Origin of the sequence: Streptomyces sp. NPDC019531 (assembly GCF_044903305.1) — a bacterium.
In the GTDB taxonomy this organism is placed as follows: Bacteria; Actinomycetota; Actinomycetes; order Streptomycetales; family Streptomycetaceae; genus Streptomyces.
This window is the reverse complement of sequence record NZ_JBJDQL010000051.1, coordinates 12598-33354: the sequence shown is the minus strand read 5'-3', so window position 1 is coordinate 33354 and position 20757 is coordinate 12598. Positions and strand designations below refer to the sequence as shown.

20 protein-coding genes are annotated in these 20757 nt (G+C 71.3%); 5 read left to right on the top strand and 15 right to left on the bottom strand.

Annotated elements, in window-relative coordinates; translation table 11 throughout:
* Nucleotides 1-190: 190 nt before the first annotated feature.
* From ACI2L1_RS38305 to ACI2L1_RS38285, 5 genes are all read right to left on the bottom strand, one after another.
* Nucleotides 191-1228, bottom strand: coding sequence for a rod shape-determining protein (locus tag ACI2L1_RS38305; protein ID WP_404744061.1), 1038 nt, complete (start codon nucleotides 1226-1228; stop codon nucleotides 191-193).
* A gap of 195 nt (nucleotides 1229-1423) precedes the next feature.
* Complete coding sequence (locus ACI2L1_RS38300; protein ID WP_404744060.1) at nucleotides 1424-1822, bottom strand: hypothetical protein; 399 nt, start codon at nucleotides 1820-1822, stop codon at nucleotides 1424-1426.
* A 281-nt stretch (nucleotides 1823-2103) separates the two neighbouring features.
* On the bottom strand, nucleotides 2104-2262 hold the full coding sequence (locus tag ACI2L1_RS38295) for a hypothetical protein (RefSeq protein WP_404744059.1): 159 nt from the start codon (nucleotides 2260-2262) through the stop codon (nucleotides 2104-2106).
* A complete protein-coding gene (locus ACI2L1_RS38290) occupies nucleotides 2255-3733 on the bottom strand; it encodes an acyl-CoA synthetase (RefSeq protein ID WP_404744058.1) in 1479 nt (492 codons plus the stop codon). The genes ACI2L1_RS38295 and ACI2L1_RS38290 overlap by 8 nt, the downstream gene beginning before the upstream one ends.
* 72 nt (nucleotides 3734-3805) lie before the next feature.
* Nucleotides 3806-4678, bottom strand: a complete 873-nt coding sequence (locus tag ACI2L1_RS38285; RefSeq protein WP_404744057.1) for a RimK family alpha-L-glutamate ligase — start codon at nucleotides 4676-4678, stop codon at nucleotides 3806-3808.
* Nucleotides 4679-4909: 231 nt separating this feature from the next.
* Between ACI2L1_RS38285 and tnpA the strand changes: the two genes are divergently transcribed.
* The 4 genes from tnpA to ACI2L1_RS38265 all read left to right on the top strand — a co-directional run bounded on the left by tnpA (nucleotide 4910) and on the right by ACI2L1_RS38265 (nucleotide 8368).
* Nucleotides 4910-5332 carry an IS200/IS605 family transposase gene (gene tnpA, locus ACI2L1_RS38280; protein ID WP_404744092.1) on the top strand — a complete coding sequence of 141 codons (423 nt, stop codon included), beginning with the start codon at nucleotides 4910-4912 and terminating at the stop codon, nucleotides 5330-5332.
* Nucleotides 5329-6537 carry an RNA-guided endonuclease InsQ/TnpB family protein gene (locus ACI2L1_RS38275; RefSeq protein ID WP_404744056.1) on the top strand — a complete coding sequence of 403 codons (1209 nt, stop codon included), beginning with the start codon at nucleotides 5329-5331 and terminating at the stop codon, nucleotides 6535-6537. The genes tnpA and ACI2L1_RS38275 overlap by 4 nt, the downstream gene beginning before the upstream one ends.
* 101 nt (nucleotides 6538-6638) lie before the next feature.
* Nucleotides 6639-7691, top strand: a complete 1053-nt coding sequence (locus ACI2L1_RS38270; RefSeq protein WP_404744055.1) for a MerR family transcriptional regulator — start codon at nucleotides 6639-6641, stop codon at nucleotides 7689-7691.
* A gap of 20 nt (nucleotides 7692-7711) precedes the next feature.
* A complete protein-coding gene (locus ACI2L1_RS38265; RefSeq protein ID WP_404744054.1) occupies nucleotides 7712-8368 on the top strand; it encodes an O-methyltransferase in 657 nt (218 codons plus the stop codon).
* Between the two features lie 6 nt (nucleotides 8369-8374).
* On the opposite strand, the gene ACI2L1_RS38260 is transcribed toward ACI2L1_RS38265, so the two are convergent.
* From ACI2L1_RS38260 to ACI2L1_RS38215, 10 genes are all read right to left on the bottom strand, one after another.
* Complete coding sequence (locus ACI2L1_RS38260) at nucleotides 8375-8965, bottom strand: hypothetical protein (protein WP_404744053.1); 591 nt, start codon at nucleotides 8963-8965, stop codon at nucleotides 8375-8377.
* Nucleotides 8940-9773 carry an FkbM family methyltransferase gene (locus tag ACI2L1_RS38255; protein WP_404744052.1) on the bottom strand — a complete coding sequence of 278 codons (834 nt, stop codon included), beginning with the start codon at nucleotides 9771-9773 and terminating at the stop codon, nucleotides 8940-8942. The genes ACI2L1_RS38260 and ACI2L1_RS38255 overlap by 26 nt, the downstream gene beginning before the upstream one ends.
* Nucleotides 9770-9979 carry a Trm112 family protein gene (locus ACI2L1_RS38250; RefSeq protein WP_057615464.1) on the bottom strand — a complete coding sequence of 70 codons (210 nt, stop codon included), beginning with the start codon at nucleotides 9977-9979 and terminating at the stop codon, nucleotides 9770-9772. The genes ACI2L1_RS38255 and ACI2L1_RS38250 overlap by 4 nt, the downstream gene beginning before the upstream one ends.
* Nucleotides 9976-10881: a hypothetical protein gene (locus ACI2L1_RS38245; RefSeq protein WP_404744091.1), complete on the bottom strand. Its 906-nt coding sequence runs from the start codon at nucleotides 10879-10881 to the stop codon at nucleotides 9976-9978. Before ACI2L1_RS38245 ends, ACI2L1_RS38250 begins: the two co-directional genes overlap by 4 nt.
* A gap of 25 nt (nucleotides 10882-10906) precedes the next feature.
* Entirely contained in the window at nucleotides 10907-11644 is a 738-nt protein-coding gene (locus tag ACI2L1_RS38240) for a methyltransferase domain-containing protein (RefSeq protein WP_404744051.1), read from the bottom strand.
* Nucleotides 11641-13029, bottom strand: coding sequence for a condensation protein (locus ACI2L1_RS38235; RefSeq protein ID WP_404744050.1), 1389 nt, complete (start codon nucleotides 13027-13029; stop codon nucleotides 11641-11643). Before ACI2L1_RS38235 ends, ACI2L1_RS38240 begins: the two co-directional genes overlap by 4 nt.
* Nucleotides 13026-17222 carry an alpha-(1->3)-arabinofuranosyltransferase family protein gene (locus tag ACI2L1_RS38230; protein ID WP_404744049.1) on the bottom strand — a complete coding sequence of 1399 codons (4197 nt, stop codon included), beginning with the start codon at nucleotides 17220-17222 and terminating at the stop codon, nucleotides 13026-13028. The genes ACI2L1_RS38235 and ACI2L1_RS38230 overlap by 4 nt, the downstream gene beginning before the upstream one ends.
* A complete protein-coding gene (locus ACI2L1_RS38225) occupies nucleotides 17219-17896 on the bottom strand; it encodes a class I SAM-dependent methyltransferase (protein WP_404744048.1) in 678 nt (225 codons plus the stop codon). The genes ACI2L1_RS38230 and ACI2L1_RS38225 overlap by 4 nt, the downstream gene beginning before the upstream one ends.
* A 125-nt stretch (nucleotides 17897-18021) precedes the next feature.
* Nucleotides 18022-19203: a glycosyltransferase family 4 protein gene (locus tag ACI2L1_RS38220; RefSeq protein ID WP_404744047.1), complete on the bottom strand. Its 1182-nt coding sequence runs from the start codon at nucleotides 19201-19203 to the stop codon at nucleotides 18022-18024.
* A 193-nt stretch (nucleotides 19204-19396) separates the two neighbouring features.
* Nucleotides 19397-20386: a DUF3068 domain-containing protein gene (locus tag ACI2L1_RS38215; protein WP_404744046.1), complete on the bottom strand. Its 990-nt coding sequence runs from the start codon at nucleotides 20384-20386 to the stop codon at nucleotides 19397-19399.
* 216 nt (nucleotides 20387-20602) lie between these two features.
* Here ACI2L1_RS38215 and ACI2L1_RS38210 point away from each other — a divergent pair, with 216 nt between their 5' ends.
* Entirely contained in the window at nucleotides 20603-20755 is a 153-nt protein-coding gene (locus ACI2L1_RS38210) for a hypothetical protein (RefSeq protein ID WP_174269114.1), read from the top strand.
* The last annotated feature ends 2 nt before the right edge of the window (nucleotides 20756-20757 follow it).

Here is a 20757-nt window from a genome sequence, read left to right as displayed (position 1 = left end):
GTCCTTGCGCGTCGCGGCGCGGAGCGGCCGGGCGCCGTCCTGCGGCGGAGCCGGGGGTACTACGCGTACGGCGAGATCAAGGCGCGGTGGGGGCTGGGTGCGCAGGCCGCCCAGCACGTGATCAAGAAGATGTGTGACGGGTACGCCACCGAGGGGCGGAAGGGGAGCCTCGGGCATGCGCCACGGCGTCTCAGGTGGCCAGCGGGTCGAGCGTCAGCGGCTGGATCCGGCCCTCCAGCATGTAGCCGAGTCCCTGTACGGCGCAGACGTCGGGCCGCTCGGCGATGTGCACCGGCATCCCGGTGGCGTGCCGCAGCATCTGGTCGAACCCGGGGAGCAGGGCGGAGCCGCCGACCATCATGATGCCGCGGTCGGCGAGGTCGGCCACCAGGTCGGGCGGACAGTTGCGCAGCACCCGGCCGATGCCGTCCAGGACGGCGGTCAGCGGGGTCTCGATGGCGTCCCGTACGGCGGCGGTGTCGACCTGTACGGAACGGGCGAGTCCGGTGGCGACGTCCCGGCCGTGGATCTCGGTGGAGGCGGGGCCCTGCGAGGTGAGGCCGTTGCCGGAGAGGGCGAGCTGCAGCGGTCGTACGGACTGACTGGGCAGCATCAGCTCGTGCTCGTGGCGCAGGTGCTGGACGATCGCGTGGTCCACGGCCTCACCGCCGACCGGAATGCGTTCGGCGGTCACGATCGAACCGAGCGAGAGCACGGCGACCTGGGTGGCGGCCGCCCCGCACACCATGATCATGGTGGCTTCGGGGCGTTCCACGGGCAGCCCGCAGCCGACCGCGGCGGCGATGAGGGTGTCGACGAGCTCGACGCGGCGGGCGCCGAGGCCGACGAGGGTCTCGATGGCGGCGCGCTGGGCGAGCGGGTCGGCGTCGTGGGGGGTGCAGGCGGCGGCGCGCAGGATGGGCTTGCGGCGCAGCGCGCGGCGGACCTTGTCGCCGAGCAGGTGGCGCAGCATGCGCTGGGCCATCTCGATGTCGACGACAGTGCCGCCGGAGACGGGCCGTACGACACGGATGTAGTCGGGCGTCCGCCCCGTCATCTTCTCGGCGAACTCGCCGACCGCGATCAGCGCGCCGGTCTTGGTGTTCATGGCGGCGACCGACGGCTGGTCGACGACGAGCCCGGCCCCCTTCACGTACACCCGCGTCCTCGCCGCGCCGAGGTCGACGGCGAAGTGGCAGCGGCGCAGCTGCTCCAGACTGGCGGTCATGGCGGGTCCTCCCGAGAACACAGACCGTGGGGCGCGCCGGGTGGCGGGCCTAGTGGCATCGTGCGGCGGGTGGGGAAGGGGCGCCCTTATTAGTGGGCCGGGCGGGGTGCGGCTGAATGGGGGTTTTGTCTATCATGCCCGATATGGAGATGGCGTAGATGTTCTGACGGGGACTCATGAGGGAGAGGGGCGCGTCTACGAGGGGGAGTCCACCGCGATCTCATCGTCGCCGTCCGAGGTCCGTGCCGCGACCGTGAGCACGGCGAACCGGCGGGCGGAGCCGTGCAGGGGGCGGAGGAGGGTGACGGCGCACGGCTGGGCGGTCGCCGCGGCCGCGGCCCGCACTTCGAGCGCGCCGACACGCTCCCGCGGGGCGGTGTCGAGACCGACACCCGAGAAGGCGCGGACGACGACCAGGGGATGTGCCGCTTCGGTCCCCCGCGCGCGTTCGGGTGGCCTCCCTGAGGAGGTGGTCGAGGAGTTGCTCGGAGATCCGGGTGGACCGGCCGTGCGTATGGCGACCGGGGCGGCGACGTGCCGCGACAGCTCGGCCGACGCGGCGAAGGGACCGCCCCCGGAACTCGGCGGCGACACCTGGTGGCCCGCCTGCGATCCGCGCCGTGGACGGCGCCACGTCCTGGTCCGGTGTGCGGCGAACCAGGACGTCAGCCGGAGACGGGCGGGTCCCGCAGCTCCACGAGGAGCATGGGCAGGGTTGCCGTGAGCACGGTCCTGGTCCGGTGTCGCGAGCTTCGTTGTCGGGGGCGGAGCCTCGTCACCGGGAACATACAAGCGATCCGTCACCGACACGAAGCAGGGTCCGGCTCCGCCCGAACGCCACCGCGACGCTCCGCGCCGCGACCACGGGATTCGCTTCACCCCCGGCCTGAAGGCCGGACCACTGCGATTGAGTCCCGGTAGCCCTGCCAGGTCAGTGGTCCGTCCGGCTTCGACTGGCGTTCGGGGTACGGGATTTCGGAGACGTCGTCGGCGACCAGCGCGACCATCTCGCGTGCGGACAGGCGCTCAGGCATGCAGTGCCCGCTTCATGATCTTCCCCATGTCGTTGCGGGGGAGGGAGGTGAGGTGGTGGAGGACACGCGGGCGCTTGTGAGGGGCGAGGCGGCCTGCCACATGATCCGCCAACTCGTCCAGGGACGGGGGTGATTGAGGGTCCGCTGGGACGATCCACGCCACGATCCGCTCACCCAGGTCCGGGTCCGGCTCCCCGGTCACGGCCGCCTCCCGCACCCCCGGGTGCTCCAGCAGCGCGTTCTCGATCTCACCCGCCCCGATCTTGTAACCCCCGCTCTTGATCAGGTCGGTGGCCTTCCGGCCGACGATACGGACGTAGCCGTCCGGATCACGCACCGCCATGTCCCCCGTGCGGAACCACCCGTCCGCCGTGAACGCGGCCGCCGTCGCGTCCGGCCGGTTGAGGTACTCGGTGAACAGGTTCGCGCCGCGCACCTGGATCTCGCCCACGGTCTCGCCGTCGTACGACGTGATCGGCGCCCCGTCCTCCTCCACCAGCCGCAGCTCCACACCCGGCAGCGGCACGCCCACGGTCCCGGCACGCGGTGCACCGTCCGCGCGCACGCTGGGCCGGGGGTCCGGGGGTGTCCACCGGGACGAGCACAGCATGAGGGTCTCCGTCATGCCGTAGCGCTCGACGACGTGCCGGCCGGTCGCGGCCGCGATGCGCTCGTGGTCGTGCACGGGGAGCGCGGCCGAGCCGGAGACGAGCAGCCGGGCGCCCGTCAGGGCCTTCACCAACTCCGGGTCCCGCGCCAGGGTTTCGGCGATCCGGTGGTACATCGTCGGCACGCCGAAGAGCATGGTCGCGCCGTCGTTCAGCTCCCGGGCCACGCCCTCCGTGCTGAAGCGGCCGAGGTGACGGACCGAGCCGCCGCGGCGGAGCGGGCCGAGGATGCCGAGGACCAGGCCGTGCACGTGGAACAGCGGGAGGCCGTGCACCAGGACGTCGTCCGGCGTCCACTGCCAGGCGTCGGCCAGGGCGTCCAGGGTGGTGGCCACGGCCCGGCGGGGGATCACGGCGCCCTTCGGCGGACCGGTGGTGCCGGAGGTGTAGACGACCAGGGCGGGGTCGTCGTCCTGTGCCCGGGGTTCGGGGCCGGGGCCGCCGATGCCGTGCACCTCGATGTCGACGCGGTCCAAGTCGCCCACAGCCGCAGGGAGTTCGGCGCCCGGTGCGGCGAGCAGCAGTCCCGGTGCGCTGTCGTTCAGGATGTGCCCGAGCTCCTTCTCCCCGGACTTCGGGTTGAGCGGCACCGCCGCGACCCCGGCCTCCAGCGCCGCCACCACGGCCACCGCGGTCTCCAGTTCCGGTGTCGCCCAGACGGCCACGCGGTCGTAGGACACGAGCCTGGCAGCCAGCGCCCCGGTCGCCGCGGCGAGTTCCGCGTACGTCAGGGAACGGTCGCCGAACCGCAGGGCGACCCGCCCCGCCGATTCTCCGGTCAGGGCCGGGAAGAGAGTGGACACGCGTCGTACTCCTCAACTGTCGTTGCTGTGCAAAGGCTGACACCCTCACCGTCCCACTTGAGGCGGCCCGCGCTACCCCCGCGCCGCCGCCAGCACCGCCTCCACCACCCGCCGCACCGATCCCGGATGCAGGAACAGGAAGAGGTTCGGCTCGACCAGCTCCAGTTCCATCACCCGTGGCTGCCCGTCCTCCCCGTCGACGAGGTCCACGCGCGCGTACAGCAGTTCCGGCGCATCCGGTACTGCGGCCAACGCGCGCTGGGCGACCGAGAGTTCGGCCGGTGTCGGCGTCCAGGGTTCCAGGCCCGGGTGGGCGACCTTGTCCGCGTCGAAGGCCGTGCCGGGAGCGAGGACGGCCCGCTTGCGGCTGGCGTGCAGCAACTGTCCCCCGAAGAACTGCAGCGCCCGCTCACCGCCCGCGTCGATGCCCCGCATGTACGGCTGCACCATCGCGGTCAGCCCCTCGGCGTGCATGCGCTCCAGATGTCGTACGGCACTCGCGTGCTGCTCGGGCGTGTAGCGCGCCGCGTACCGCGCCCCCGCCCCGGAGGTCGGCTTGACGACGTACTCGTACGTGTCGGGGAGGTCGAGCGGGTCGCCGGGTGCGAGATAGCGGGTCGGCACCACCGGCACGCCCGCCTCCGCGAGCTCCCCGAGATACCGCTTGTCGGTGTTCCAGCGCACGACCTCGGCCGGATTGGCGAGCCGTGTCGCCTTGCCGCACCGCTCCGCCCACGCCGTGAACTCGGCCGCCCGCCAGCTGTAGTCCCAGGTGGACCGGATGACGGCCAGGTCGTACCCGGCCCAGTCGACGTCCCCGTCGTCCCAGAACACGGCGTCCGCCTCGGCCCCGGCCTCGCGCAGCGCGGCGGTCAGCACAGGCAGATCCCGGTCGCGGCTGGGCTCCGGGCGGGGATCGTAGGTGACGAGGGCGACTCGGGGCACGGTGGGTTCCCTTCCGGCATTCTCAGGCGGCTCGACCGGCAGGTTAACCGCGGCGAAGGAAACCGCGGCAATCCATCAGCACCTAACCAGGGGACGCCCCGCTTTAGCGGGGCGGGGAGTGGCTTCTGGCCCTGCTCTGACCTCAGCTGTGTGCACGGATCCGCACTGTTCGCCTGAGCCCACCCCTCTGGCGCGCTAGACCTGTGTCGTGTGTATAGTGATCGCGTGACTGTGACCAGGAAGGTTCGCCGGTTCTCCGGCGGCGTGTACGACCTCGGGCTCCACGTGGTGTGGTGCCCGAAGTACCGCCGTCCGGTTCTCGGCGGCCGGGTCGCGGAACGCCTGGACGAGCTGATCCGACAGAAGGCGGAAGAACGCGGCTGGGAGATCATCGCCCTTGAGGTGATGCCCGACCACGTCCACCTCTTCGTCAAGCACGACCCGAAATCGTCGGCCTCGTACGTGGCCAACCAGTTCAAGGGCTTCACCTCCCACGTCCTGCGTGAGGAGTTCCCGCACTTGAAGTCGCGGATGCCCACCTTGTGGTCGTCGTCGTACTTCGCGGCATCGGCCGGCGCGGTATCGGCGGCGACGGTCGAGAAGTACATCAACACCCAGTGGGAACGCCCGGGGAAGAAGGGGGACGGCTCGTGATCCGCGCGTACAAGTTCCTCCTGCGTCCCACGTCCCGTCAGTCGGCCGCGCTGGGCGAGATGCTGCGGGATCACTGCTCGCTCTACAACGGGGCGTTGCAGGAGCGCCGGGACGCCTACCGGCACACCTCGAAGACGACCGTGCGCTACGGGGACCAGTCCGTCCAGCTCAAGGAGATCCGCACGTTCGACCCCGAACGCCAGGGCCGCTGGTCGTTCTCCTCCCAGCAGGCCACGCTGCGCCGCCTGGACAAGGCGTTCGCCGCGTTCTTCCGCCGCGTCAAGGCCGGACAGACGCCGGGCTACCCGCGGTTCAAGGGTATCGGGCACTTCGACACCGTGGTGTTCCCGAAGGACGGGGACGGCTGCCGCTGGGACAGTACGCCCCACGACCCCGCCACCCGCGTCCGTCTCCAAGGCATCGGGCACATCCGCGTGCACCAGCACCGGCCCGTGCGCGGCCGGGTCAAGGCGATCAGCATCAAGCGCGAAGGCAACCGCTGGTACGTCGTCCTGTCCTGCGACGACGTACCGGCCGAGCCCCTGGCGGACACGGGCGCGGTGGTCGGCATCGACATGGGCGTCACCCACTTCCTGACCACCTCCGACGGCGAACACATCACCAACCCCCGCTTCCTCGAAGCGGCGGCCGACGAACTCGCCGAAGCACAGCGGCACCTCGCGACGTTCCCCCAGCGCACCAGACGGCGCACCAAGGCACACCGCGCCGCCGCCCGCCGCGTGGCGAAGCTGTATGCGAAGACCCGCCGCCAGCGCCTGGACCACGCGCACAAGAGCGCGCTCACCCTCGTGCGCGATCACGACATCATCGCCCACGAGCGGCCGAACACGGCGGGCATGACCCGCACCCCCGCCCCCAAGCCCGACCCCGACAACGACGGCGCGTTCCTCCCGAACGGTGCCGCCGCCAAGACCGGGCTCAACCGCAGCATCCTCGACGCGGGTTGGGGGGTGTTCCTCGCGATCCTCACCAACAAGGCTGAAAGCGCCGGTCGGAGCGTCATCGCCGTGGATCCCCGCAACACCTCCCGCACCTGCCCGTCCTGCGGGCACACCGCGAAGGAGAACCGCACCACCCAAGCGAAGTTCCAGTGCACGGCGTGTGGGTTCGCAGCGAACGCGGACCACGTCGGCGCGACGAACATCCTCAACAGGGCCGGGCTGGCCCTCTGCGCGGCGGCCTAGCCACCGACACAGGAAGCCCGCGCGTTCACGCGTGGGTGGAGTCACTTACCTTCCCCCTCGGTGAAGCCCCATCATCGGGGGTGAGGAACGGAGGGGCCCGTATGGAGTGGCTGACGATCGGTGCCTTCGCGAGGGCGAGTCGCCTGTCGCCGAAGGCCCTGCGCCTGTACGACGAGCTGGAGCTGCTGCGTCCGGCACGCGTCGACGCGGCGACCGGCTACCGCTACTACACCCCGGGCCAGCTGGAACAGGCCCGACTGGTGGCGTGGCTACGGCGGCTGGGCATGCCGCTGGCCCGGATCCGCACGGTGTGCGCCCTGCCGCCCGCTGCCGCCGCCGACGAGATCCGGGCGTACTGGGCGCGGGTGGAGGCGGAGACGGCCGTACGGCGTGATCTCGCCGCGTTCCTCGCTGACGAGCTGACAGCCGCACCGAGGAAGGACACCAACGTGCTCGAACTGCGGTACTCCGCCCACTCGGATCCCGGCCGGGTCCGCCCCGCCAACCAGGACACCGCCTACGCGGGTGCCCGGCTGCTAGCGGTCGCTGACGGATACGGTCCGGCGGGGGCGCCCGCCAGCAGCGCGGCCGTGGCGGCCATGCGCTTCCTGGACACCGACGAGCTCCCGGCCGGCAATGTGCTCAACCTCCTGGAAGATGCCGTGCACGGGGCGAGTGAGGCGGTGCGGGACGTGGACGCCGGTGCCGACGAGAACGGCACGACCCTGACCGCCCTGCTGTGGACGGGCTCCCGTCTCGCCCTGGTCCACATCGGCGACTCGCGCGCCTACCTCCTGCGCGGCGGCGCCCTGTTCCGTATCACCCACGACCACACGGTGGTCCAGTCACTGATCGACGAGGGCCGACTGACCAGGGAGGAGGCCGTCACCCATCCCCAGCGGGCCCTGCTCCTGAAGGCGCTCACGACCGGCACCCCGGACCTGAAACTGCACGACGCCGAACCCGGCGACCGGTATCTCCTGTGCTCCGACGGCCTCTGCGCCATCGTTCCCGACGCCGCCATCCGCGACCTGCTCACCGCCGCCCCCGACCCCGAGGCGGCCGTGCACCGTCTGGTCGACGCCGCGAACGCGGCCGGCGGCCCGGACAACGTCAGCTGCGTGGTCGCGGACGTGGTGGAGACGGCGGCCTGACCCCTGGCACCCTCACGGTCATGTCGCTCTCCGGAACGGACGCGTACGACAGGGAACCCGGCCTCCCGGCGCTCGTCGAACGAGCCCTCGCCGCGGCCCGCGCCCACGGCTTCCCTCACTCCTGCCGCCCTGAACAGGGCCGGCTGCTGCACGCCCTGGCGGGCGGGGCACGGAAGGGGATCGGCGAGACGGGCACGGGGTGCGGGGTCGGGCTCGCATGGCTGGTCTCGGGGGCCCGGGACGGCGTACGGCTGCTCAGTGTCGAGCGCGACCGGGAGCGGGCCCGGGTCGCCTCCGAGGTGTTCGCCGACCGTCCCGACGTGCGAATCCTGCACGGCGACTGGCACCGCGTCGAGGACCACGGCCCCTACGACCTCCTCGTCCTCGACGGCGGCGGCACTGGCAAGACCCCCGACGACACCCCGGCCGACCCGGTCCGCCTCCTCGCCCCGGGCGGCAGGATCGTGATCGACGACTTCACCCCGGCGACCGACTGGCCGCCCCGGCACGAGGGGGCCGTGGACCGGCCGCGCGTGTTCTGGCTGGAGCATCCCGCCCTGGACACGGTCGAGCTCCCGCTGGCCGAGGACCTGGCCACACTCGTGGGGACACGGCGCCGGGACACGGGGCTGTCGAGGACTCGCGCTTTGGGAGCCGAGTCGCCCAGCACGTCGTAGACCTGCCTAGCGGACGGCGACCCGCTGCAGCAGTCCCCACGTGAACTCGGCCACCGCCTCCCGTCGTACCCCCTCCCCGTCTGATGCCGTGAACGCCAGGCCCCAGCGGGTCGGAGCCGTGCCCTCCAGGGGGCGGGCGGGGGCGAAGGCGCGGGCCGCCTCGTCGACCGTGCACGACCAGGGGGTGAGGTCGGCGAGGGTGCGCAGGGTGGGGGCGGGGGCGTCCGGGGCGCGGATCAGCCACTCGTTCCAGACCGCTCCGGTCGGCGAGAGGAGCACCTCGAAGCGCAGGTCGGGCCAGAGTGGGACGGGCCAGAGCAGGGCTTCGCACTCCAGGTCGCCGACCTTGCGGGTGAGGACGGTCTCGGGGGTGCCGAGGACCGAGCGATAGCGGGACGCGGCGGTGCGGGCCCGGGGCGAACGGACCATCGCCTGCCATCGCTTGTTGGCCTCCCGCATGTCCGCGATCGAGACGCCCAGCGTGTGCCGGGCCTCCTCCACCAGGTCGGGGTTGTGGTCGGCCATGCGGCGCAGCAGGACCAGCTGGAAGTCGAGCGGGGTGAAGGGCGCGCTAGCCGCCTGCTTTCCGGAGGGCATGCTCTCCATCGTCCCCCACGGCACTGACACCGGGGCGGCGGCCGTCGGGCAGGAACAGCACCGAGTTGATGTACCGGGGGCGGTGGAGGAAGGGCAGGACGCGCCGCAACAGGCCGTGGGCGACCACGTACGAGGACGCCTCCTGGTGTGCCTCCAGGGGGAAGCCGGCCAGCGGGACCCAGGTGGTGCGGGGCAGTACCCAGCCGTCGTAGCCGAGCAGGGAGAGGTAGGTCACGACCGGGGCGATCGGCTGGATCCGGGACTCCAGTTCGACGAAGAGCGCGGGCCGGTCGCGCGCGAGGATTCCCGTCGCCCCGCGCAGCACGGCCAGCTCGCTCCCGTCCACGTCGATCTTGATGAAATCGACGTCACGCAGGGCCAGTTCGTCCAGCGTGACACAGCGGACGTCCATCGCCCGGCCGTGGATGTCGCGCCGGACCAGGGAGGACACCCCGCGGTCGCCCGCGTCGCCGGGCGGCAGCCACAGCCGGGCGGTGCCCGGACTGTCGGTGGCGGCGGCCTGCACGACCCGGACGTTCGCCGGGGCCGCCGAGGTCAGCAGCCGGGCCAGATGGGGCACGGGTTCGACGGTCACCACCCGTCGCGCCCGCCCGGCCAGCCGGCGCGTCCACGGCCCGTACCAGCCGCCGACGTCCACCGCCGTCCCGCAGTTCGCCGGGCACAGGTCGGCCAGGCGTGCCAACTCCGGTTCAAAACGCGGGTACACGGCCCGGGCGGCCGCCGCGACCAGGCGGGTGGGCAGAAGGGGGGCCACTCTCGCCGCCCAGGTACGAGCCGGTCCGGTCATGGAGTCATCCGTTTCAAGAGATCCTCGTGCTCGTCGTCCGTCACCTGCTCGCCGGAGGCCGGCAGCAACTGCGGGATGCCGTCGACGATCGGATAGCGGCGGCGCAGCCGCGGGTTGTAAAGGGCCTCGTCCGGCGGCACGAGATGCAGGGGGCCCTTGTCGAGCGGGCAGGCCAGGATCTGAAGCAGCGGGTCGTCCGGGTTCATGGGGGTGTCAACTCCTTGGCACCGACGGGGGACTGGGGCGCCGGATCGTGCTTGGGCATGGTCAGCAGTACGGCCACGGCGAGCACCGTGCCCGCGAGGCGCAGCGCGAGCCGCAGCGGGTCGTGCGGCAGGGACTCGCCGAACGAGAGCGTGCCGAGGACCGCCGTGTACAGGCAGGTCACGGTCGTGCACACCGGCACGATCAGTGAGGCCCGGCAGCGTTGCAGCGCCGCCTGTGACATCACCAGGCCGAACGCCCCGGTGAACAACAGGAGATACGGATACGGCGAGCGGAGCAGCTCAACCACCGTGCTGCCCAGCCCACTTGAGGTCAGACAGCTCGACACGCCCTTGATCGCGAGCGAGCTGACCCCGTAGAGCAGGCCCACGGCCACGCCGTACTCGACGCCGGTCGTCGGCATGCGGTGCCGGTGCCGGGTGCGTCGCTCGGCGGACCCGTACAGCCACACGCCCGCGGCCAGCGAGGGCACGCACACCAGCAGGATCAGCTGGTACGGGGCGTCCCGGCTGACCTGGTCCGAACCCTCTTTCAGCGACAGCACGACCATCAGCAGCGCGGCGAGGATGGCGCCCAGCGCGTACCGCTCCCGCCCGGAGGTCTCCTCGCCGAGCAGCCGCGCCGACAGCAGCACCAGCAGCACCAGTCCGGAGACGAAGATGCCCTGGGCGGCCGCGATGGGCAGGGTCCGGTAGACCGCGAGCTGCGCCCCGAACCCGGCCGCCAGCGAGAGGGAACCGCCGATCCAGAGCGGACTGCGCAACACGAGCCCCAGCAGCCGCACCGGTTGACGGACCGTCACCTCGGGCAGCGCACTCAGAGCTCGCTTCTCCAGGACGAATCCGACGCTGTACAGGGTGTTCGCCAACAGGGCGGCCGCCACTCCCCACCACATGATCGAGGGCCCCCTACGTCTTTCGCGCATGCAGCAGCAGGATCGACGCGAGGGACGGTCTGGCACACGCCAGCCGGTCCAGTGCGCGCAGCGGGCGCGGCACGCCGTGGAAGGGGGCCCCTTCCAGTCGTACGACCTCGAAGCCGGCCGCCGTGACGAACTCCCGCAGCGCACGGGCCGTGTACAGGCGCAGATGCCCTACGACCTCCCGCCCCGGCCTGCCGTGGATCGCCCGCAGGCTCACCTCCGAGAACACGGGCTGGACGCCGGCCAGCAGCAGTCCGCGGTTGTACCAGGCGGCCAGGTTCGGTGTGGACAGCATGAGATGACCTCCCGGGCGCAGGATGCGGCGGATCTCGTCGAGCGCGGAATCCGGGTCGACGAGGTGCTCGACGACCTCGCTGAACAGCACGGCGTCGACGGAGCCGGTCGCGAACGGCAGCCCCGGGCCGGTCAGTTCGCCTCGGACGGCGTACGACAGCCGGGTGCGGGCGCGGCGGAGGGCGTCCTGGGACCAGTCGACGCCGACGATCCTGTGGCCGGTGAGGAACGGGGCCGCGGTGGCGGCGGCGGTGCCGTCGCCGCAGCCGATGTCGAGGACGGTGCCCGGGGGCGCTCCGGTGCCCTTGAGGGCCGTGGCCAGCATGCGGGCCTGCCGGAGGGAACGGGGGCTGCCGGAGGCGACGGGGACGGTGGGGTCCTCGTAGAAGTCACGGAGGCCGCTTCGGCGTGTGGGGGCGGTGGTGTTCACGGGGCCACCTCCGTGGTGTGCAGGTAGTGCTCGAACAGGTCCCGCAGATGGGCGCCGTCGCCATGACCGAGCAGGGCCCGTGACCAGCGCAGGGCGAGGTGCAGCCGGCCGGCCGTCGAGGCGGTCGTGACCGTGAGGCCGCGGGGCATCCTGGCGGGCGCCGAGAACCACACCGCGTGCGCGCGGCCGGCCTCCTCGCCGAAGTCCAGCGGGTACGGGACGCGGCCGATGTTGCTGAGGAGGGTGGTGGAGGTCCAGGGGGCGGCGGCTGTGCGCAGACCGCGGGTGAGGGCTGCCCGCCAGGCCACCGGGGTGACCGGGGCGGTGAGCAGGCTTGCGCCGTGGCCGAGTTGGGGGCGGGTGAGGGATTTGAGGGCGCGGGTTCGTTGTGCCGTGCGGCGCAGGAGGTCCGGCATGTCCTCGGGGGCGGGTGTCAACTCCTGTGGGGAGAACGGGACTTCCACCAGGCGGGTGCCGTTTCCTATCGGCATCGTGGTGTCCCTCGGGCGGTCGTCCACGGGCATGGTGATGCGGAGCGGGCGGGGGATCGCGCCGTGTTCTCTGTTCCAGTGGGCGATCGTCAGGGCGGTGGTGACCATGAGCTGGTCGTTGACCGTGTAGGGGGAGCCCTTGGGGCGGTGGGGGAGGGGGAGTTCGGTGACGAGGAGGCCGTTGCCGGGGGAGTGTTCTGGGGCGCCTTGCGCTACGCGGGCTGGGCGGGTCCAGTTGGAGGGGGTGTTCTCGGGGGGAGCGGGGGGTTCTTGTGGGCGGGTGGGCGCCGGTGTCGGCGAGTTGTCCTTGCCGCCGTAGATTTCTGAGGCTGTGGCGAGGATGCGGAGGCAGGCGGGGCCGTCCAGGGCTGTGTGGTTGATGGTGAGGAAGAGGACGGTTGTGTTTCGGGTGCGGGTGCGTTGTGGCTGGTCGCGCCCCGCGGCGGAGCCGCTGTTCGACTCGGCCCCGCGCCCCTTACGGGGTGGGTGCAGTCCGACCAGATCTGTGGCCTCGCTGCCCTCTGCGGGGCCTCCTTCCACTACCTCCACACGTATCGGCGGTGACAGTGACAGTGGGGGTGCCTTCGTCAGAGCACGAGTCCTCGCGTCCCGCAGCCCATTCCTCCCCGGCGTCGGGAAACTCACCACCTCCACATCCGGTTCCGCCGTCAGTTCCCACTCGTAGCGGCGGCGGTACCAACCCCCCGGTACCTCCCGCATCAGAATCCGTGGATGCCGGTGAAGGGCCTCCAGGAACGCCTTCCTCAGCCGGGACTGGTCCAGGCGCCCCGGCAGATGCACCTCGATGTGGACCGTCTCCGGTTCCTCCTCCTGGAGGCAGTGGCGGGAGACCTCGTCGACCACGGGGAACGGGATGCGTGTCGGTGGGGTCATGTCGGTTCCGCCCTCCCCTTGCTCACCTCGACCGGCGGCAGTTGCTGTGTGGGTGCCTCGGAATCGGGGGGCTCCTCGCGCTCGCGGACACTCACCAGCGCCCCGAACAATCCGACCAGTGCGAGCAGTTGGGCCGCGTGTCCGAAGGCGCCCTCCGACGCGCCCACCGGCTCACCCGCCCCCGTCGCCGCGGCGATCCCCGCCCCGGCCAGTGCGACGAAGGCAATCGGCACCAGCACCGCGTGACGCCGGTACGCGACCAGCGCCAAAGCCGGGACCAGCAACGCGAACCAGCCCGCGATCACCACACCCACCACCGTGAGCGCCACCACCCCGAGCCACACCCCCGGCTCCGGAGGCACCCGTTGCGGGTCGTCGGGGTTGGGGGCCCGTCGGCGCCACAGCACCAGGCCCACCAGCACCGCCAGTGCCACCCCGCTGCCGATCAGCGCGCCGTCGTACGTCGTCGCGGGCTCGTACGACAGCTTCACCGTGCCGCCCGCGCCGGCGGGGATCCGCCAGCCCTGCTGCCAGCCGTCCAGCCGTAGCGGGGACAGCGACTTGCCGTTCAGGGTGGCCTTCCAGCCGTCGTTGTAGTTCTCGTACGTCGTGAGGTACGAGGCCGCCCCCGACCCCACGGTCAGCTCGCGCCTGTCACCCAGCCAGTCCCGGATCCGCAACTCCCGTGTGAGCGAGGTCGGTTCGGCGATCGTGCCGCGGGTCAGCGTGATGTCGGTCAGGGCGAGCGGGCTCGCGTCGCCGCCCTCGACCAGGTGCTCGCCGGAGGAGAGGGACAACTCGGCGTCAGCACGCCCACCCTGACACAGCGTCACCGCCACCTGACGACGGTCGGTCAGGTCGCGGATCCGGCCCGAGACGCCCGTCTGGTACAGCTTTCCGTCGACCGCCACCACCGGCCCCTGTCCGCACGGCAGGGAGAACTTCCGGGTGGCCTTCGGCTGCGGGGTCCGGTACTGGTCGAGGGCCGGGATGTACGCCTCCGTGAGGCCCACCGGGAGTTGGAGGTCCTCGTCGGCGACCGGGTTGTGCAGGGTCAGCGGGGCCGTCTTGGTGATCGTGATGTCGAGGCGGTCGGTGGTGATCGGCGGGAACCGCACCGCGCCGTTCTCGTCGACACCGGCGATCGTGGCCCCGTCGGGCGAGCTGATGTCGACCTCGGTGGGGCGGGCGGACAGGCCGCCCGCGGGGGCCAACACCACTTCTCCTACCGGCTGTTCGCCGTTCCAGCGCAGATGGATCGTCGGGCGGTCACCCGCGATCCAGGCCGTCGTGAGGTCACCGTCGGTGAGGTTGCGGGCGGACAGGCCCGTGCCGAGGGTGGCCGTGGAGTCGGCGGTCGCCGTGATGCGGTTGCGCTGGTCGGGTGCGACCTCGTACAGCAGCCGGTCGAGTTCCTCCCCGGTCACCGGCACCGCGTTCGCCTTCATCGAGTACGTCCCCGCGGACGCCGTGTCGAAGCGGCGGTGCAGGCCCGCCTCGGTGCCGGTGGGGGAGATCCCGGCCGGGTCGGGCACCCGGTGCAGGGAGACGACCTCGGCGGCGGAGTCCGAACCGTCGGCGTCGGTCGGCAGCCGCAGCAGCCTGGTCACCTGCACGTCCGGCAGGTCGATCTCGGAGAACCCGGCACCGGCGAGCCCGGTCCGGCGTGCCACCGAGTCGACGATCGTCAGCTTCATCCAACTCGTGGCCCCGGGCGGTGCCTTGATGCTCTGGGTCGATCCGTCCGCGCGCAGGAAGCTGGTCCGCGACCCCCGCTCCGTCTCCACCCGCACCTTCGTCGCCGCCGACCGCACGCTCTCCTGCGGCAACGGCGTCACCTTGAACGAGGAAGGCATGTCGTACGCGGGATCCGAGAAGCCGATCCGCAGCCACTGCCCGTTCGGTGAGCCCGCGACGCCCTCCGCCCACGCGGTGTCCGGGTTGCCGTCGAAGGCGCCCACCGGGTCGAACTGGGGCAGGTGGAAAAGCCAGTTGCCGTACGACGACGCCGTCACCGAGCGGGCACCGCGCAGTTCGGCCACCGTCTGGTGGGCGAGGCCCTTGGTCGGCAGGATCTGGTGCGGTTGCTCACCGGCGTCCTGGGCGGCCCCGGAGGCGTTCCGCTCGTCGCTCGTGTACGTGTAGGAGGTGTTGGCGTTGACGAGCCCGAACCGGGTGTCCGCGCGCCGGAGTCCGTCGCCTGCGATCTGGAGCGGTGGGGTGCCGAGTCCGGGATGGTTGTCGCCGGTCAACACCGTCGGCCTGCCGCGTAGTTGAGTGGCCAGCGGCAGCAGGGCCTCGGGGCCGCCTGACACCTGGGCCGTGTCGGCGACCGGCAGCAGGCCGGCCTGTCCGGGCCGGGGTACGCCCGAGGACTCCACCGGCCGGAAGATCTCCACCGCCCGCTGCCTCGGGTACAGCCCCTCGATCTGGAGCGGGGTGTCGTGCGCGATCTTCCCGCCCGTCATGAGCGGCCCGAGGCCCGTCACCCGCTCGTAGCCGGACTGTTCCAGGGCCCGCTTGACGACCGAGGACGACACGGTGCCGATCTGGTCCGGGTCGAGGTCGTTGCGGACGACGACGTAGTAGACCCCGGCACGGCTCAAGTAGTCGGCCAGGCCCGGGATTTCACCGCCCGTCATCAGCGCCTGCTCGACCGCGTCCGTCACACGCCGGTTGCCGGGGGTGCCGAAGGGGACGTAGTCCCGTTGCGCCCAGCGGGACTCGGCGAGGACGTCGAGGGGCTGATCGATGGGGGAGCCCCAGGTGTAGATGCCGTGCGCGGTCGCGGGGACGACGAGGGCGCGCGAGTCGGGGGAGTACTTGTCCAGCCAGTCGGCCGTGGACTGCCAGTACGTGGGCAGCTGCTGGAAGGAACCCGGGTTCAGGATCGAGCCGTTGAGATACGGCCACATCAGTCCGGGCAGGACGAGGACCGCCGCGATCAGCGGGGCGTACCGGCGGCCTCTGATCGCACGTGCCCCGCGCGGCTCGGCGGCCACCCCCACCAGATGGGCGAGGCCCAGCACCAGCGCGAGTGCCAGCCCCGGCTGGAACTTGTAGATGTTGCGGAAGGGGGCGAGACCGCCGTTCAGCCAGTCCTGCACCAGTCCGTGGAAGGGGGCGCCGAACGCGCCGCCGTACCCCGCGAGCAGCACCAGGACGGCCGTCAGCACGGTCAGCACCAGCCACCGCCGCTCCGGCATGTCCCGCCGCGCGAGGCCCGCGAGACCGAGCCCGGCCGCGAACGCCGAGCAGAGGATCACGATCACCGAGGAGGCCACGGTCCAGCCGGCCGGCAGCCACGCCTGCCCCAGATGCAGATAGGCGACCCAGTTCCCGGCACCGCGCAGGGCCTCCGTCGCCGACATCGTCTCGGTCGTGGTCCGCGCGCTCTCGACGTACGGCAAGAAGTTCTCGCCGTAGAGGCCGAGCAGCAGCAGCGGGATCACCCACCAGGCGGTCGCCAGGATCACCCCCGGCACCCACCAGGCGATCAGCTTGCGCTGACGGGGTCCGGGCGGCCGGGAGAGCAGATACAGCCCGACCGGAAGCAGACACGCCAGGGTCGAGGCAGCGTTGACCCCGCCCATGAACGGGATGATCAGCGCCGAGCGCAGGGCGGCGATCCGGGCGCTGTAGCGCTCGTTGGTCAGCGGCAGCAGCACCCAGGGCAGAAAGGCGCCGGGCAGCGCGGCGGCGGAGGTCGAGCCGACGACGATCGTGAAGGTCGGCCACAGCGCGTACGCGACGGCGGCGAGCAGCCTTCCCGGTCCGTTGCCGATGCGCAGCCGCTCGGCCAGCCTGAGCGCGCCCCAGAAGGCGACCGACACGACCAGCGACAGCCACAGCCGCTCCACCAGCCACACCGGCAACTGGAGAGCGTGGCCCAGCCAGTAGAACGGCAGCATCGGCCACAGATAGCCGACGTACTGGTCCTGAATCCCGCCGAAGGAGCCCTGGTCGTGCCACAACTGCCCCAGATCGGCGAGGAACCGGCCCGGATCGACGGTGACGCCCAGCTTGGTGTCGAAGGTCTGCCGGCCCGGGTGCACCGCGAGGAACAGCACGAAGACCACGGCCCAGAACCCCAGCAGCCAGCGCCGCGACCGGGGGCCCTCCGGCGGGCCCGACATGATCGCGGTGCTGGGGACGGCTGCCGGAGGAGGGGCCTGGACCGTGGACGTCGTCATGGTGGACACCGCCGGAGAATGAGGAGGAGGTTCCAGGTGGCCACCTCACGGATCCCCGGAGCCCGTACGACGGTCTCCGCGAGGATCGGCCAGTAGCGGGAGCGCGCCGAGACGACCGTGACGTCGTCCCGGGCACGCACCTGCCGCAGGGTCGGGCCGATGTGCACGGCGAACAGGTTCTCGCCGAGGGTGTGCTTGGCGGCCTTTCCGGTACGGCGCCGATAGCGGGCCCTGGCCCGCTCGGCACCCAGGTAGTGCCAGGGCGCCCACTCGTGACCGCCCCATGGGGACAGCCAGTTGGTGAACGACACGTAGATCAGTCCACCGGGCCGGGTGACCCGGATGAGCTCACTGAGAAAGGTCTGCGGATCGGCCACATGCTCCAGCACGTTGGAGGAGAAGGTGACGTCCGCGGAGGCGTCCCGCAGGGGGAGCAGGTAGCCGTCGGCGATCACGGTGGAGTCGGGCGGTTTCTCCCCCAGTTCGGTGGGATCGGGCTCGAAGAGAAACGCGTCGGCACCACGTCTGCGGAACTCCTGGGTGAAGTACCCGCTCCCACCACCGACATCGACGACGGTACGACCGGCGACGGGACCGTCGTACGCCTCGACTTGATCGACGGCGTCACGGGCGAGGAGTGAGTAGCAGGACACGGGGTCGTCCTGCTCACGCATGAAGGCCCTGAACAGAGTGACGGAACGTCGAAACGAGGGGTCCCTGATTGTCCGGGGGCGCGGGGCCGTGACCTGTGCGGCTCCGCCGCGTGGGCGCGGCCAGCCACGACGAACCGGCAGCCGCCTCACGGCCCCCAGCCCCTCACCGCCTCGGCGGCGACGGCACGGAACTGTCTGACAGTACGGTGCCAGCGGTACCGAGCAGCGCGATCACGAGCAGCCTTGCCCATCACTTCGCGGCGATGTCCCGACAGGGCAAGCGTGCACCAGGCAGCGGCGAAGGAGGACTCGCCCTGCGCCAGAACCCCCGTCTCGCCGTCCACGACGGAATCCCGCAGCCCGGGCACATCGAAGGCGATGGTCGGCGTCTGCCGAGTCGCGGCCTCGGTGACGACCAGTCCCCACCCTTCAACGGCCGAGGGATGAAGCAGCAACCACGCCTCGCACAGCAGCCGATGCTTCTCCGCCTCGGAGACGTGGCCGGTGAACTCCACACCGGGACCGGCGAGTTGCTCCAGACGTGGCCGCTCGGGGCCGTCCCCGACGATCACCAGCCGACCGCCGGTCACGGGCCGCACCCGCTCCCAAAGCCGAAGCAGCAGATCGATCCGCTTGTACTCGACCAGCCGGCCCACGGCCACGAACAGCGGTTCCGGCGAGCGCCGAGTGAGTGGCTCCGGCTCCTCGACCCCGTTGTGCACGACCCGGATACGGTCCCGTTCGACACCGATCGCGCGCAGCGCGTGTGCTGTCGACGGAGATACGGCGACCAGCAGATTCCGGTGCCGGGCCGCCGCACCGGCCAGTGCCCAGTGTTCGAGTCTTCGGCCGATCCGCGCGGCCGGCGCGAGGGGCCCGCCGAACCGCATCTTCCACAGGTCGGTGTGCACATGGTTGACCAGGCACAGGGTGGGGCCGCGGTGCCACAGGGGCGCGAGGTACGGCATGCCGTTGCACACCTCGACCAGCAGGTCGGTCTCGCCGACCTGGCGGGCGAAGGCCGTACGGGCGCGCAGGTAGTGGCCGAACTCGCCGCCCGCCGACACGACCCGGTAGTCCCGGTAGGAGGCGGGCCCGCCGCACAGCAGGGTCACCTGGTGGCCGAGCCGGGTCAGTCCTTCGGCGAGCCGGTCGACGAGCAGTTCGGAGCCGCCGGCGGCCGGGTTGTCGAGGTCACGATGGGCGAGAAAAACGATTCGGCGTGGTGGTGGGGGAAGCGCCGAACGGTGCTGCGAGCTGTGCGGTGAGGGTTGCCGCTGCGACGCCTGGGGAGGCGTGTGCAGCGGGTGGGGCACGTGCTGGGGCATGGGTGCTCCAACTCGTCTCAGGGTGCGGAACTCAGCATTGACTTTCAGGCTGGTTGTGGGGGGACTGAGCGTTTCCTAGGAGGGTGGTGTGGACGGGTTGTGCTCGGGTGGGGTGGCACAGTTTTCGCCCACCCGATCGCCGTGGCTACTCACCCACGTGACAATTTCCGGCGTTATTAGAGCTGACGTCCAGTCACATCGTGAGGACAGGCTGGGGCGTACCGTTCATATCGGTGGACTCGGGGCGCCTGCGTCCCCGTACCACCAAAACGCCCCCCACGGCCGTCAGTACGAAACCGGCCACAGCCGCCCCGACCGGCAACGTCTCGCCCACGGCGCGCAGTTGGCCACTGTCCCGCTCGGCCAGCCGCACGGCCTCCTTCTGCGTCGCGGTGGTGAAGGAGATCTTCCGGCTGTCCAACAGGACCACGGCGTCCTTCTTCGCGCCGGGGGCCCGTAGGGTGCGCTTGGGGCCCACCTGTGCGTAGACGACCCGGCCGGTGCGCTGGTCGACGACCAGCTCGATGCCGTGGTTGGAGTACCACTCCTCGGCCAGCACCTGCGGCCGGTCGGGCTCGTCCACGATCGTGCCCGGCACGAGCCGTGTCCCGGTCTTCGTCGGGGCGACCGTGCCGGTGAACCGGTAACCCGTGTACCCCTGAACCTTCTTCGTACCCTGGTAACGCAAGGTCACTGTTGAACCCAGGGAGTTGTCCCACCACTGGTAGGAGCGTCGCTGCACGTCGAAGGGGAACTTCAGATAGGCCTCGCCCTCGATGTACGGCTTCTCGCCGCAGCAGTGCACCGGCCTGGTGGTCTTCCGGTCCATGACCCAGCGGTGCGGGACGAACTCCAGTGCGTCGTGCGGGTCGGCAGCCGGCAGCGTCTTGTCGGTGTCGACGGTGGTGGTCACGTCCCACACCGCGGCCCGGCCGCTGCGCTCGCTGGCCTCGACGTCGCCGCGCACCCGCTGGGTCACGGTGATCCGCTGCCCGGGAACCGTCTCCAGTTCCTCGGTGTCGAAGACGCTGCCTGTGCCGCGGTAGACCGCGGTCTGGTCGATGTCGATCGGATTCACGGCCGCTCGCGGGGCCACGTACCACGCAAGCAGCGGCGCCAGTACCAGCAGAAACGTGCCGAGTCCCAGCAGAATCAGGGAGATTGGAGAGGCTGTACGGCGCATCCGGACACTCCTGGGGCGTGAGTTGACGGAGTTCGGGCCGCTCTATGGGCCGGAGACCGTAGGCGTCTTGGCACCGGGTGTCAATGTCTTGACGGATTGTCAGTGAGGTGTCGAGACTGGGCCGACAGGCAGGGTGGGTACCGGGATGCATGGCCAGGTGGGTCCCGGGTGGGGACGTACGCCGGACCGAAGCCGCTCAGAGAGGCTGCCCCTGCGATGTCCAGACTGCTCGCCGCCGCGCTGACCGTCGTGGTCGCCGCTTTGCTCGCCCTGGGTGCCGCGCTCGGCATCGTCGCGTTGCTGGAGGCGACGCCCGAGCAGCCCAACACCCCCCTGATCACCTACGAGCAAGCGGACCAGGGGAGTTGACG

What these genes read in the sequence shown, in the direction of transcription:
- ACI2L1_RS38250 (WP_057615464.1), bottom strand. Translation starts at nt 9,979, where the DNA reads ATGAACCCGGACGACCCGCTGCTTCAGATCCTGGCCTGCCCGCTCGAC.
- ACI2L1_RS38295 (WP_404744059.1), bottom strand. Translation starts at nt 2,262, where the DNA reads ATGCCTGAGCGCCTGTCCGCACGCGAGATGGTCGCGCTGGTCGCCGAC.
- ACI2L1_RS38210 (WP_174269114.1), top strand. Translation starts at nt 20,603, where the DNA reads ATGTCCAGACTGCTCGCCGCCGCGCTGACCGTCGTGGTCGCCGCTTTG.
- ACI2L1_RS38215 (WP_404744046.1), bottom strand. Translation starts at nt 20,386, where the DNA reads ATGCGCCGTACAGCCTCTCCAATCTCCCTGATTCTGCTGGGACTCGGC.
- ACI2L1_RS38265 (WP_404744054.1), top strand. Translation starts at nt 7,712, where the DNA reads ATGTCGCTCTCCGGAACGGACGCGTACGACAGGGAACCCGGCCTCCCG.
- ACI2L1_RS38270 (WP_404744055.1), top strand. Translation starts at nt 6,639, where the DNA reads ATGGAGTGGCTGACGATCGGTGCCTTCGCGAGGGCGAGTCGCCTGTCG.
- ACI2L1_RS38225 (WP_404744048.1), bottom strand. Translation starts at nt 17,896, where the DNA reads ATGCGTGAGCAGGACGACCCCGTGTCCTGCTACTCACTCCTCGCCCGT.
- ACI2L1_RS38260 (WP_404744053.1), bottom strand. Translation starts at nt 8,965, where the DNA reads ATGCCCTCCGGAAAGCAGGCGGCTAGCGCGCCCTTCACCCCGCTCGAC.
- ACI2L1_RS38255 (WP_404744052.1), bottom strand. Translation starts at nt 9,773, where the DNA reads ATGACCGGACCGGCTCGTACCTGGGCGGCGAGAGTGGCCCCCCTTCTG.
- ACI2L1_RS38305 (WP_404744061.1), bottom strand. Translation starts at nt 1,228, where the DNA reads ATGACCGCCAGTCTGGAGCAGCTGCGCCGCTGCCACTTCGCCGTCGAC.
- ACI2L1_RS38235 (WP_404744050.1), bottom strand. Translation starts at nt 13,029, where the DNA reads ATGACCCCACCGACACGCATCCCGTTCCCCGTGGTCGACGAGGTCTCC.
- ACI2L1_RS38220 (WP_404744047.1), bottom strand. Translation starts at nt 19,203, where the DNA reads ATGCCCCAGCACGTGCCCCACCCGCTGCACACGCCTCCCCAGGCGTCG.
- ACI2L1_RS38230 (WP_404744049.1), bottom strand. Translation starts at nt 17,222, where the DNA reads ATGACGACGTCCACGGTCCAGGCCCCTCCTCCGGCAGCCGTCCCCAGC.